Origin of the sequence: Acinetobacter sp. RUH 2624, assembly GCF_000162375.2 — a bacterium.
GTDB lineage: Bacteria > Pseudomonadota > Gammaproteobacteria > Pseudomonadales > Moraxellaceae > Acinetobacter > Acinetobacter nosocomialis.
Genome location: NZ_KI391939.1, coordinates 66,316 through 79,949 on the forward strand (window position 1 = coordinate 66,316; position 13,634 = coordinate 79,949).

9 protein-coding genes are annotated in these 13,634 nt (G+C 39.0%); 7 read left to right on the forward strand and 2 right to left on the reverse strand.

Annotated elements, in window-relative coordinates; translation table 11 throughout:
* Positions 1 to 10: 10 nt before the first annotated feature.
* The 5 genes from smc (at position 11) to HMPREF0014_RS07085 (ending at position 8,836) form a co-directional block, all read left to right on the forward strand.
* Positions 11 to 3,460, forward strand: a complete 3,450-nt coding sequence (gene smc / locus HMPREF0014_RS07065) for a chromosome segregation protein SMC (RefSeq protein ID WP_006581119.1) — start codon at positions 11 to 13, stop codon at positions 3,458 to 3,460.
* 1 nt (position 3,461) lies between these two features.
* Entirely contained in the window at positions 3,462 to 4,499 is a 1,038-nt protein-coding gene (locus HMPREF0014_RS07070; RefSeq protein WP_006581118.1) for a cell division protein ZipA C-terminal FtsZ-binding domain-containing protein, read from the forward strand.
* A 94-nt stretch (positions 4,500 to 4,593) separates the two neighbouring features.
* The gene (ligA, locus tag HMPREF0014_RS07075; RefSeq protein WP_031944290.1) at positions 4,594 to 6,630 is read left to right on the forward strand and encodes an NAD-dependent DNA ligase LigA; all 2,037 of its coding nucleotides are present in this window, start codon (positions 4,594 to 4,596) and stop codon (positions 6,628 to 6,630) included.
* Positions 6,631 to 6,884: 254 nt separating this feature from the next.
* Positions 6,885 to 7,349, forward strand: a complete 465-nt coding sequence (bfr, locus tag HMPREF0014_RS07080; protein ID WP_001214863.1) for a bacterioferritin — start codon at positions 6,885 to 6,887, stop codon at positions 7,347 to 7,349.
* Between the two features lie 293 nt (positions 7,350 to 7,642).
* The gene (locus HMPREF0014_RS07085) at positions 7,643 to 8,836 is read left to right on the forward strand and encodes an MFS transporter (protein ID WP_002050338.1); all 1,194 of its coding nucleotides are present in this window, start codon (positions 7,643 to 7,645) and stop codon (positions 8,834 to 8,836) included.
* Between the two features lie 67 nt (positions 8,837 to 8,903).
* Here HMPREF0014_RS07085 and HMPREF0014_RS07090 read toward each other — a convergent pair whose 3' ends face one another.
* Entirely contained in the window at positions 8,904 to 10,334 is a 1,431-nt protein-coding gene (locus HMPREF0014_RS07090; RefSeq protein WP_006581116.1) for a trehalose-6-phosphate synthase, read from the reverse strand.
* Entirely contained in the window at positions 10,322 to 11,173 is an 852-nt protein-coding gene (otsB, locus tag HMPREF0014_RS07095) for a trehalose-phosphatase (RefSeq protein WP_006581115.1), read from the reverse strand. Before otsB ends, HMPREF0014_RS07090 begins: the two co-directional genes overlap by 13 nt.
* Positions 11,174 to 11,527: 354 nt before the next feature.
* On the opposite strand from otsB, the gene HMPREF0014_RS07100 reads away from it, so the two are divergent.
* A complete protein-coding gene (locus HMPREF0014_RS07100) occupies positions 11,528 to 12,262 on the forward strand; it encodes a hypothetical protein (RefSeq protein ID WP_020992188.1) in 735 nt (244 codons plus the stop codon).
* Between the two features lie 90 nt (positions 12,263 to 12,352).
* Positions 12,353 to 13,633, forward strand: coding sequence for an adenosylmethionine--8-amino-7-oxononanoate transaminase (gene bioA / locus HMPREF0014_RS07105; RefSeq protein ID WP_006581113.1), 1,281 nt, complete (start codon positions 12,353 to 12,355; stop codon positions 13,631 to 13,633).
* Position 13,634 lies beyond the last annotated feature (1 nt).

Sequence of the window (13,634 nt, forward strand, 5' to 3'; positions counted from 1 at the left end):
TTAGGGCATTATGCGTTTAAGCAGTTTAAAACTTTCCGGCTTTAAATCTTTTGCAGATAGTACAACTTTAAATTTCAAGGCTAACCGTACAGCAGTGGTTGGTCCAAATGGTTGTGGCAAATCCAATGTTATTGATGCGATCCGCTGGGTGATGGGTGAGTCAAACGCTCGTCAGCTTCGTGGTGGTAGTATGCAAGATGTTATTTTTACCGGAACATCCAAGCGTAAACCAGTGGGTGTTGCCAGTGTGGAACTGCGTTTTGACAATACCTATGGCAAATTGGGGGGAGCTTATAACGCTTATAACGAGCTCGCTGTTCGTCGTCAGGTGACCCGTGAAGGTAAATCTGAATATTTCTTAAATGGTACACGTTGCCGCCGCCGTGATATTACCGACATTTTCTTGGGAACGGGTTTAGGGCCACGCTCTTATGCTGTGATTGAACAGGGCATGATTAACCGCTTGGTTGATGCTAAACCTGAAGAAATGCGTATTTTCATTGAAGAAGCAGCTGGTGTCTCTCGTTATCAGGCGCGTCGCCGCGAAACCTTGCAGCACCTTGAACATACGGAGCAAAACCTTTCACGTTTGGAAGATATTGCGCTTGAGTTAAAATCTCAGCTTAAAACACTTAAGCGTCAGTCAGAAGCTGCGGTTCAATATAAAACCTTAGAAAGTCAAATTCGTACACTCAAAATTGAAATTTTGTCTTTTCAGGCAGAGAAAAGTGTACGCCTACAAGAAGAATATACCGTTCAAATGAACGAACTGGGGGAAACTTTTAAATTAGTTCGCTCTGAGCTAAGTACGATTGAACATGATTTAGAATCTACCAGTGCTTTATTTCAGAGACTTATTCAGCAATCTTCACCACTACAACAAGAGTGGCAGCAAGCTGAAAAAAAATTATCTGAACTTAAAATGACTCTTGAGCAAAAACAGAGTTTATTTCAGCAAAATAGTACAACCCTTGTTCAATTGGAACAACAAAAAGCTCAAACGAAAGAACGTTTACAGCTTTCTGAATTACAGCTTGAAACACTGAATAGTCAGCTAGAAGAACAAACTGAAGCTTTAACAGCAGTTGAGCATACAGCAGCTGAAGCAGAGCAAAATTTTGCTGGTTTACAATCACAGCAACGGCAAGCGCAGCAACAATTTGAGCAAGTAAAAGCTCAGGTTGAAAAACAACAGCAGCAAAAAATGCAAATGTCTGCTCAAATCGAGCAATTAGGCAAAAATGTTCAGCGCATTGAACAGCAAAAAGAAACACTGCAACATCAGGCAAGTCAGATTCAATCGCAAGTACACGAAGATGAACAAGGCGAGCTTGAGCAACTGCAACAGCAGCTTGGTCGTGAAATCTCGACCTTAGAGGCTGATATTGAGCAGTATGTGCAGCATATTGAACAGTCTCAACAATCGTATCAGGCAAATAAAAACCAGCAGCAAACGTTAAAGACAGAAATACAGGTTTTATTGTCAGAGCAGAAAAACTTAAGCCAGCTTGTTGCTAAACAAAGTCCAAAGCAAAACCAAGATACGCTACGTTTAATGCAGGCTTTAGAGTTAACCGAGCAGGGCAAACTACACGCACAGATTATTGAAAAGTTTTTAGCAAAATGGTTACAGGCACATATTGTTGAAACTGAACAAGCTTTTCAGGAAGGAATTGCTCGCCAGTTAAAACCTTCAGAGCAATCAAGCAAATTTAAGGGCAACCTGACTTGCTTGAATGATTGGATTGCGTCACCACAGCTTTCAATATTTTCCAATGTGGCGATTGCACAAGATTTATCTCACGCTTTAAACGAGCAAAAGCAATTGCAACATGGCCAGTCTATCTTAACCTTGGATGGTTATCATGTTGGGCAGGACTGGGTAATTGCTCTTATGTATGATGACGAAAGTCAAAGTGCGCAAGGTATGCTCAGTCATCGTATTCGTCTAGATGAAATTGAACAAGTTCTTCACAAGCAGCAACCTGAACTACAAGCATTAGATGAAACGGTAGTTCAGGAAAAAGAAAAACTTACACAGCTACAAGCTGACTTACAGCAGAAACAACAAACCATTAAACAAAAGCAAAAAGACTTGCAACAGCTAGATGTTCAAATTGCTAAACAGCAAACCGCAGCACAAGCATTTTTATTGCAAAAACAACAATTGAAAGATCAACTCGCTCAGTTAGATATGCAGCTTGAAGAAGATGCAATGCAAAAAGACGATCTTGAAATTGATTTGCATGCATTAGCAATGAAGCTTGAAACCATTTTACCTGACTATAAAACTTTGCAATTTCAGGTAGAAGAATTAACAGAGCAGCTTGAAGAACAGCAACAAGTCTTGCAACAGCAACAACAAGAACGTGAGATTTTACGCCGTAATAGTACGCATACAACTCAACAGATTGAGCTACTTGAAAAAGATATTTCGTTCTTGCAGAGCCAATATCAACAAATTACAGCGCAAATGGAACAGGCGAAAAAGTTTGTGGACCCTATTCAGTTAGAGTTGCCAAACCTTGAGTCAGAGTTTCAACAACAATTTGCTCAAACTGAAAAGCTGCAAAAGACATGGAATGAATGGCAGATTGAGCTTAATAGTGTTCAAGAGAAGCAACAAACACTTACAGACCAACGTCATCAATACCAACAGCAAGATGAAAAGCTTAGAGAGCAGCTTGAAGCAAAGCGTTTAGCATGGCAAGCAGCCAAGTCTGATCGTGAGCACTATCAAGAACAGCTCAAAGAGTTAAATGCCGAGCTTCAAACGGGCTTGAAAATAGATTTAACTGAACACCAGCAAAAACTGGAAAAAGTACAGAAACAGTTTGAAAAAATCGGTGCAGTTAACTTAGCTGCTTCACAAGAGTTTGAAGAGGTTTCTCAGCGTTTTGATGAGTTGAGTCATCAAATTCAAGACTTGGAAAATACGGTAACTCAGTTAAAAGATGCAATGAAGAGCATTGACCAAGAAACCCGTAAGTTGTTTATGTCGACTTTTGATCAGATTAATCAAGAGTTACAAAATCTATTTCCAAAAGTTTTTAATGGTGGTGAAGCCAGTTTAAGTCTTGAGGATGATTGGCAATCTGGGGTTAAGCTCATGGCGAGACCACCGGGTAAGAAAAACAGTTCTCTGGCATTACTTTCCGGTGGAGAAAAAGCGTTAACAGCGTTAGCATTAGTATTTGCTATTTTCAGGTTAAATCCGGCACCGTTTTGTGTACTCGATGAAGTGGACGCTCCACTCGACGATGCGAATGTACAGAGATATTGTAATTTGGTAAAAGAGCTTTCTGAACATGTACAATTCATTTACATTACACATAATAAGCTGGCGATGACCATGGCAACTGACTTGTTGGGTGTAACCATGCCTGAACCGGGTACATCAAAATTAGTCACTGTCAATTTAGAACAGGCAAAAGAATACGGGTTAGTTTCGGAGTCATAGAATGGAAATCAATACGATTATTGGCATCGTTGTTGCCATTATTATCATGCTAATTGGCTTAAGAATGATTTTAAAAAAGCCGAACCATGCTGAACCCTCGCTAGACAGTGATTTACATATTAATCCTGAAAGTAATCAACCAGTTATCCCTCGTCATGTACGAGATCAACTTGAACAGCCAGAAGTTACTGTTGCGTCAGCAGCCGTTGCTGAACGAGTGGAACCAACTTTAAGCGAGCAGGAACAGCCAAAAGAAAAGGAAACAAAAGAACTAGAACAGGCTTCGCAAGCTCAAACAGTCCAGACACAAGTACCCGTTGAAAATACGCCAGTAGAAGTAGAAGAAGTTAAAGCTGAAGAACATACTGTTAGCCCAACTGTAAGCGAAAATAGTTCAGTTGAGTTAGTCGATACCGTTTCTGCTGAACCAGAAGTTGTTAGCTCATCAGAACCAAAAGTTGCAGAAGAGCAACTGAAAATTGAGCCAGAATTAAGTTTAAACCCAAATATTGAAACGGCTGAAATTGCCGAATTTGAAGGTGAAAGTAATATTCTGGATGTACATCTACATGAGCAACAACGTTTTGACGACGAAAGTGCGTTGGCAATGGCTGAACAGATTATTGCATTAAATGTTTATCCAAATCCGCGCCGTGCATTATCGGGCGATAAAGCACTGAAAGTACTTTTAAAATATGGTCTACGTTACGGTGAAATGTCTTGTTTCCATCGCTATGAAAATACAGATGAACCAAGTGCACTCATGTTCTCTGTACTTCGTATGACCGATAATGGTCCTGCTGGTTTCGATTTAGAAACTTTATCTGCTGAACAAGTTCAAGGCTTGGCATTTTTCCTTGCACTTCCAAACAGTAAAGCCGTGACAGGTTTTGACATGATGACCAGTATTGCAGGTCTGATTGCTCGTGAAATTGATGGTAAGGTTTATGATGAAAATAATCTTGAATTTACGCCGCAGTTAAAAGAACATTGGCGCCATCATGTGATTGATTATCGTCCAGCACAGGCAACAGCCTAGTTTAAATTTTTGGTATAGGTTGCGATAATTGCAAAATATCTAGTCGCAGCTCAGGGTGGAGAAATTTCCACCCTTTTTTATGGTGAATAAAATAATGGCAATAACTTCCGTGATCGAACAGATGCGTCAGCTTATTCAACTGATTGCAAAGCATAACCATGCCTACTATGTTATGGATCAGCCGACAATCTCGGACAGTGAATATGATCATTTATTTCATCAGTTAAAAGCTTTAGAAGAGCAATATCCGGAACTTGTACAAACCGATTCACCAACTACGAAAGTAGGTGGTCAAGCGCTTTCAAAATTTGAGAGTGTGACGCATGTGGTGCCAATGCTTTCACTTGGTAACGTATTTAACCAAGAAGATTTATTTGCATTTGCACGCCGTGTAGAAGAGCGACTACCAAACCAGAAAGTACAATATGAAGTTGAGTTAAAACTCGATGGTCTTGCGATTTCACTATGGTATGAAAATGGCGTACTGGTTCGTGGTGTAACTCGTGGGGATGGTGAAACTGGCGAAGATATTACTCAAAACGTTAAAACCATTCGTAACTTACCTAAAGTTCTGCATTCAGAAAAATATGAAATACCTCGTCTACTTGAAGTACGGGGCGAAGTACTCATGCCTAAGTCTGGTTTTGAAAAACTGAATGCCGATCAGGAAGCAAAAGGGGAAAAAACCTTCGCTAACCCTCGAAACGCAGCCGCAGGAAGTTTAAGACAACTTGATCCGAATATTGCTGCTGGTCGACCTTTGGCATTTTACGCGTATGGAATTGCACAATGTGAACCAAATCATGGTCTCACAACTATGCATGATAGCTTGCAATGGTTAACGGAACTTGGATTCCAAATTGCTGAGCGTCAGTACTTGTGTAATTCAATTCAAGAAGTACAGCAGCGTTATGAGCAAATTCAGCAAGAACGTCCAAGCCTCCAAGTTGAAATTGATGGCATGGTCGTAAAGGTCGATGACTTAAAACAACAACAGCAGCTTGGTTTCTTAAGCCGAGAACCACGCTGGGCAACCGCTTATAAATTCCCTGCACAAGCCGCTCTTACGACTGTTGAGCAAATTGACTGGCAAGTAGGGCGTACAGGGACTTTAACGCCTGTAGCACGCTTAAACCCTGTTTTTGTGGGTGGTGTGACTGTCTCTAACGTGACTTTGCATAATATTGGAGAAATTCACCGTCTAGATGTACGTGTTGGAGATACTGTAAGTGTTTACCGTACAGGTGACGTAATTCCTAAAGTAGAAAAAGTTTGGCCAGAGTTCCGTCCTGCTGAAGCAGAAGTTGTTCATTTACCAGAGTCCTGCCCAGTATGTGCATCTCCTGTAGTGATGCCTGAAGGTGAAGCTCTCGCACGTTGTTCAGGCGGTTTATATTGTGCTGCACAGCGTATTGAAGCCATTCGTCACTTCGTATCGCGTAAAGCGATGGATATCGAGGGCTTGGGAGATCGTTGGGTAGAATCTTTATTACGTCTCGATTTACTTAAAGATGTGGCTGATATTTACCATTTGCATGAACACAGAGAAACACTGTTGGGCATTGAAAAAATGGGAGAAAAGTCAGTACAGAACCTAATAGATGCGATTGAAGCAAGTAAGAAAACAACTCTAGCACGTTTTATTTATGCATTAGGTATTCGTGGAGTAGGTGAAACAACGGCTAGAATGTTAGCAAATACCTTCCAAACGCTTGAGGCCCTTAAAGCTGCGAATGTAGAAGTTTTAAAGAAAACCCCGGATGTAGGGGATATTACAGCAGAGTGGATTGCTGACTTTTTCTTGGCACCGCATAACATTGAAGTACTCGATCGTTTAATTGCCGCGGGTATTCATTGGGATGCGCCAACTGCACCAACACGCCAACCCTTAAATGGTGAAAGCTGGGTACTTACAGGCACGTTAGAGCAAATGACCCGTGATCAGGCCACTCAAATGCTACAAGCATTAGGGGCGCGTGTAAGCGGTAGCGTATCAAGCAAAACGAAGTGTGTGGTTGCAGGTGAAAAAGCCGGTTCAAAATTAGAAAAGGCTACGAAATTAGGTATTCCTGTCATGAATGAAACAGATTTCTTATCACTCATGGCGAGTTATGGGCAGACTTTGAGCTAAAAGACTTAGCGAAATAAGAACCATTGATTTTAGTTACAAATTTATAAATTGATGGTTTATGCCATATTTGAACGCTTGTCTGAGCTTATAAATCGGACAAGCGTTTCTTTTTGCAAAGGAAATTTAAATAACTTAAACTGCAAATGCGTATGTTTCTCATTTTAATTTGATAAAAATCATAAACTTAACTATTTTTTATTTTGCAATCATTTTTAAGTTTGCCCATAATAGACTCATACGATAGGAGATTTATTATGCGTGGCAATCCAGAAGTCATAGACTATTTAAATATGCTCATTGGCGGAGAGTTGGCTGCCCGTGATCAATATTTAATCCATTCTCGTATGTATGAAGATTGGGGCTTAAACAAGATTTATGAGCGTATTGACCATGAGATGCAAGAAGAAGCTTCTCATGCCGATGCAATCATTCGTCGTGTATTGTTTTTAGGTGCCAAACCAAACATGCACCGTGAAGATATCAATGTTGGTACAGACGTTGTATCTTGCTTAAAAGCTGATTTAGCACTTGAATATCATGTGCGTGAAAAATTAGCCACAGGTATTAAACTTTGTGAAGAAAAAGGCGACTACATTAGTCGTGACATGTTACGTCAACAATTATCAGATACTGAAGAAGACCATACTTATTGGCTTGAAAAACAGTTGCGTTTAATTGAGCTGATTGGCCTGCAAAATTATATTCAGTCTCAAATTTAATGATGTGAAAAACCCAGCTTAAGCTGGGTTTTTTATTGGCTCATTTTAATAAAATGAAGTCACTGATTAGATGTTAATAATGTCAAATTGAATATATTCAAAGCCTTACTATATAAGGCTTTGGCAGTTACAAAAAAGTCAGAAAATTTGTATCAGACCCCATGTTTTTTTTGTGGAATTGGATATAATTTCGCCAACAAAAACCCTTGCCTGGAACTTAATAAGGCAGGGGTTTTTCTATGGGGAATCGGTTGGTATGGATCGCCAATGGTTTTATGGTGAGCTTCGCGTATATGTTATTTTCCAAACCTGCTGTTTTAGATACAGCTACTCTCTTAAGCACACAACGATTAGCAACTCGTCTTAGCTTTTTTAGCTTGGGCTTTGCGATATCTGCTTGGGCACCACTCATTCCGTATGCACAGCAACGTTTAAACCTAAATCATGCAAATTTTGGTTTATTGCTGCTTTGTATGGGAATCGGCTCAATGATTGCTATGCCTGCGACAGGGGCTTTAGTTAAGCGTTGGGGATGTCGTCCATTAATTGCTGTGGCGACCATACTCTTAATGGTGTTACTACCAAGTTTAACGATCTGGCATAGTCTTGTATCGATGGCTGTGGCGTTATTTATTTTTGGTACAGCAGCAGGCAGCCTTGGCGTAGCTATTAATTTGCAGGCAGTTGTGGTGGAAAAACACAGCTTACGTGCGCTCATGTCTAGTTTCCATGGTATGTGCAGCCTTGGTGGTTTAATAGGCGCCATGCTCGTCACCACGCTACTAGCAATTGGCCTTTCACCACTCATGAGTACGCTATCTGTGGTCATGATTTTAATGGTCGTGAGCTTTGTTGCTATTCCATCTGCTTTAACAACATTTGAGCAAGATGAACAAGGTGCAGCTGAAATAACTGACGCACCTAAAAAAACTTCGCGTCCGAATGGTGCGATCCTGTTGATTGGAATGATGTGTTTTATTGCTTTCTTGTCAGAAGGTGCAGCAATGGACTGGGGTGGTATTTATTTGACCAGTAAATATCATCTTAACCCTGCTTTTGCTGGGCTGGCCTATACTTTCTTCGCGCTTAGTATGACAAGTGGTCGTTTTGCAGGGCATCTCTTGTTAAAACAATGGGGTGAGAAAACTATTGTGACTTATAGTGCAATTGTTGCAGCCCTTGCTATGGTTACTATTGTGATGGCACCTGTTTGGCAAGTTGTCGTATTGGGTTATGCACTTTTGGGTTTAGGCTGTTCTAATATTGTACCAGTCATGTTCTCTCGTGTTGGACGCCAAAATGATATGCCGAAGGCTGCGGCACTATCTTTAGTGTCAACGATTGCTTATACAGGTTCATTAAGTGGTCCCGCCTTAATTGGCTTGATTGGCCAGTGGACCAGTCTAACCACAGTGTTATCTGGGGTAGCGGTTTTATTAACTATGATTGCCATACTCAATCGCTTTACTCTTGTAAAGGCAAAATAACTTAAGTCAATTTACCAATCGATAGAACATCGAGAAAAACTTCTCGATGTTCTATAAGCTTAAATCATTACAAAACATGATAAGTGGGTTGATACTTGTCTTGTAATGACAACTTAGTCTTCGTAAAGGTTGGAGCATTTTCAAGATCTTTCAAGAAATTATTTCTCCAATCGCTAAGGTCAGTGGCTGCCAGACCTTCTATTAACTGTTCATAACGATTAATACGTTCAGCTTTAGACATCTCTAGAGCGGTTTTTAGAGTATCCATCATCGCTGCCCGATCTAATGGGTCAACAATTAAGGCCTGAGTCATTTGCTCAGCAGCACCGGCATATTTAGATAAGATCAGCACACCTGGGTTCTCTGGATCTTGAGCCGCAATATATTCTTTTGCGACCAAGTTCATACCATCCCGTAATGAGCTAATCCAGCAAATATCAGAGCGACGATAAATATGCATGAGACTGTCATGTTGAACAGTGTCGTAGCAACAATCAATTGGACGCCAGTCTTCGTGAGCAAACTCTTCATTAATCAGTTCTAACTTGGTTTTAAATCGTTGGTATAAGCGTTGATAAGCCGGAATATCTGTACGTGAAGGTGTTGCAACTTGAAGGTGGCGTACCAGTCCATGATATTCAGGGTTAGTTTCCAAGAAGGTCGCAAATGCATTGAAGCGTTCAAGCAGACCTTTTGAATAATCAATCCGGTCAACGCCAATAATGGTTTTTTGACGTGGTATATCTTCAAAGTTAAATACATAGGGAGTATGAAATGCCTGTTGTGCTTGGCGCTGAATAAGTTCTGGTTGCACGCCAATAGGGTAGGACTTTATGAGTACTTGACGTTTTTTATAGCTGATTCGGTCACTTAGTATTTTTTGAGCTTCAAGTAAGCCCATACACGTTTGCATACAGGTGTTTTGATCGGCTTGGGTTTGTAGGCCAACTACATCATATTGGCAAAGGTCTTGTACCAACTGCAGTGCAACTGGAATTTTGCTCCAAATGTTTAAGCTTGCGAAAGGAATATGCAAAAAGAAACCGATTTTATTTTGCATACCTAATTCGCGGCAATGACGAGCTACACTAAAAAAGTGATAGTCATGTACCCAAATCAGATCATCAGGCTGAGCAGTCTCTTTTAATTTTTCAGCAAATAAACGGTTAACCCTTTGGTAAGTATTATATTCTTCAGCATCATATTCGATCAGTTCATCTCGATCATGCATGGCAGGCCATAAAACTTTGTTAGCAAAACCGCAGTAGTACTGTGCATATTGCTGATGTGTAAGAGGGCAGGTAATGTAGTCAATTCCATGAGAATATGCCTGATCGAATTCAGGCGCTTCAGTATCGGTAATTTGCTGACCGTTCCAGCCTAACCAAATACCGTTACTGTCATTTAATGCGTCTTGTACAGCTACTGCAAGGCCACCTGCTGAGGCCTTACCTGATGGCATACTTATTCGATTCGATAACACGATTAATTTAGACATATTTGTTCTCCATTCTGATCTTGACTATTTTTGACGTATAACTTTTTGATTTTTTCTAGAAAGAAAAAAAGAAAATTAGAAACGCTGTTAATATCTTTTAATCTATAGTGAGCTTCTGTTTCACCAGAACCTACTTTAATTGAAGTACCAAATTGTTGATTAATAAAAGTGAAACCCGATTCATCCGTTAAATCATCTCCAATAAATATTGGGTGAATTAATGGTAAATTAAGATGGTCTAATATTGTTTGAATTGCTTTACCTTTATCTGCCTGTTTAGGTAATAACTCAATGACAAATTTACCTTTATTTAATTTTAATTGAGGATAGAAGTATTTAATTTGTTGCATAATATAAAATGCATTATCTTCTAATTCTGGTTTTTTTCGATAATGTAAAGCAATAGAATATCCTTTATCCTCAATTAATAAATCGGGATATTTTTCACAAGATTTTATAATATCTTCTTTTAATTTTTTGAAATTAATATTGCTTAAATCTGGACGAATATAATTGTCGGAATCAAAATAAATATCTAAACCATGTAAGCCAGCTATAGGAATTTCAATAGACTGAAATAGCTTATTAGCTGTTTCAACATCACGTCCTGTTACAGCAATCACTGGTATATTTAATTCAATAATTTTTTTTATAACTTCTAATGTAGTATTAGGTATAAAACTATGCTCAGGATGAATTTGAAATGGAGCTAATGTTCCATCAATATCCAGAAATAAACAATAATTTTTATCTACAGGTAAGGTGTTTATAATATCGTTGGGTGTAACAAAATATGTATCTTTTTCTCTCCCGTCAGATATTTCACTTTGAGTATTCATATTAATCCGCCCATTATTTTGATCATTAATTAATCTTCTAACATTAAAGTGAATTGATGAGTCATTTTTTTTAATAAAAAAACATAACTATTAACATTAATTACATTGCACAATGGATTTATGGGGGAAGTGTGGATTATGTTGTTTTTTGATTTGCTTCAATGTTTAGATAATTAAATTTTTGTATATTTCATATGAATATTTTAGCTCTTGTATATCAATATATTTCAGAATATTTATCTACTATAAATGACTGATTTTACTTTTTGAAATTCAAGTGTTCTGTTGATTTTAAAAGATATTTAGAATTGAACTTCATATATAATCTTCCTAAAGTTGACTGTGGATAGGCATATGAAGTTACAAAATAAAATTTTATTGATTACAGGGTGGGGAGTAGGTATAGAACCTCTGCAATCGTTAAAATTAGGTTTAAATAAATTTGGCTATGACACACAACTGATTAATATTTTTAATGTTTTAGATAGTAGCTTTCAAGCACGGCTTGATTTAGTGGCTGAAGTTGATGTGGTAATAGGCTGGTCCTTAGGTGGGCAGTTAGCAACTCAACTGGTTGATATTTTTTACAAGCAAACAGGGCAAACAAAAATATTAATTACGCTCGCGTCGAATCCTTGTTTTGTTGCTCATGATAATTGGCAAACCGCAATGCCTGCTTATGTATTTAGTCAATTTAAAGGGTCTTTTTTACAGAACCCACAAGCCACTTTAAAGCGTTTTTATTATTTGATTACACTTGGCTCATCTCAAGCGAAACAAGATTGGATGAGCGTACAAAACATCGCAAATCCACCCGCACAGGAAATACTGGTAGACGGTTTAAAAATGTTAGAACAGTTAAACTTGGTAGGTAACTTGAAAAATTATCCAGGTCTACAGCTTCACCTGTTTGCTGAGCAAGATAATGTCATTCCTTGCAAAATTATCGAGAATTTTAAGGATTTCGCTACAGAAAACATGACTTATAAGTTGCTAAAAGACGCTACGCACGCTTTTCCTTACTTGCAGGCTGAAAGAACAATTGAAGAAATCTGCCAATTTTTAATAATTCATCAGCAAATTTCATAAGCTTTGGTTGATCTCGCAATTTTCTTTCATTCTTAACAGGTTTAACATGCGTTAAATGAAAGATTTGATTGCTGTAAAAGGGTATAGAGGATGACCGATAATTTTGATTTGGAACATATTTGGCATCCATATACTTCAATGACCCAACCTTTACCCACATTTAAAGTGAAGCGTGCCTATGGGGCAACGATTGAACTTGATGATGGTAGAACTTTAATTGATGGTATGTCGTCTTGGTGGTGTGCAATACATGGTTATAACCACCCTGAACTTAATCAAGCAGTGACCGATCAACTACAAAACATGTCACATATCATGTTCGGTGGTTTGACTCACGATCCTGCTATTGAGCTTGGTAAAATTCTTTTAAAAATTACCCCACCAAGTCTCGATAAAATTTTCTATGCAGATTCAGGTTCGGTCGCTGTTGAGGTTGCTTTAAAAATGGCTGTGCAATTCTGGACAGCACAGGGAAAACCACAAAAAACAAACTTTATTACCACACGGTCCGGTTACCACGGCGATACATGGAATGCGATGTCTGTGTGTGATCCTGTGACAGGTATGCATCAGATTTTTGGTACCAGCTTACCGAATCGTCTTTTTGTAGCAGCACCACAAACTAAATTTAATGAAGAATGGAACCAAAAAGATATTGCCGAGCTAGAGCAAGCCATTCAGCAAAATCATGAAAACCTTGCTGCACTCATTATTGAGCCGATTGTTCAAGGTGCAGGGGGCATGCGCTTTTATCATCCTGAATATTTACGTCAGGCTAAAGCGCTTTGTGAACAATATCATCTGTTGTTAATTTTCGATGAAATTGCTACTGGTTTTGGTCGTACAGGTAAGCTTTTTGCTTGGGAACATGCGCAAGTCGAGCCAGATATTATGTGCCTAGGTAAAGGGTTAACTGGTGGCTATATGACTTTGTCTGCGACTTTAACGACAAAGCATGTTGCTGAAACCATTAGTCGCGGTGAGGCTGGGGTATTTATGCACGGCCCAACTTTTATGGCCAATCCACTCGCTTGTGCCGTTGCTTTAAAAAGTACGCAATTATTAATTGAGCAAGATTGGCAGGCCAATATTAAGCGAATTGAGCAACAGCTTAGCCAATATCTAGCACCTTTAAGCCAGCTTGATTATGTTGCTGATGTAAGAGTGCTCGGTGCAATTGGTGTGGTAGAACTCACCTTTAATGTCGATATGAAAACTTTACAGCAACAATTTGTAGAGCGTGGAATCTGGATTCGTCCTTTTGGCAAACTGGTTTATGTGATGCCACCTTATGTTATTACTCAACAAGAGTTAAGTGACTTGCTTGAACAGTTGGTTGAAGTAGTTAAAACGATGCAGGGGGCACATTAAA

Coding starts and splice junctions, on each gene's coding strand:
- HMPREF0014_RS07070 (WP_006581118.1), top strand. CDS start 3,462: ATGGAAATCAATACGATTATTGGCATCGTTGTTGCCATTATTATCATG.
- HMPREF0014_RS07090 (WP_006581116.1), bottom strand. CDS start 10,334: ATGTCTAAATTAATCGTGTTATCGAATCGAATAAGTATGCCATCAGGT.
- HMPREF0014_RS07085 (WP_002050338.1), top strand. CDS start 7,643: ATGTTATTTTCCAAACCTGCTGTTTTAGATACAGCTACTCTCTTAAGC.
- ligA (WP_031944290.1), top strand. CDS start 4,594: ATGGCAATAACTTCCGTGATCGAACAGATGCGTCAGCTTATTCAACTG.
- bioA (WP_006581113.1), top strand. CDS start 12,353: ATGACCGATAATTTTGATTTGGAACATATTTGGCATCCATATACTTCA.
- bfr (WP_001214863.1), top strand. CDS start 6,885: ATGCGTGGCAATCCAGAAGTCATAGACTATTTAAATATGCTCATTGGC.
- smc (WP_006581119.1), top strand. CDS start 11: ATGCGTTTAAGCAGTTTAAAACTTTCCGGCTTTAAATCTTTTGCAGAT.
- HMPREF0014_RS07100 (WP_020992188.1), top strand. CDS start 11,528: ATGAAGTTACAAAATAAAATTTTATTGATTACAGGGTGGGGAGTAGGT.
- otsB (WP_006581115.1), bottom strand. CDS start 11,173: ATGAATACTCAAAGTGAAATATCTGACGGGAGAGAAAAAGATACATAT.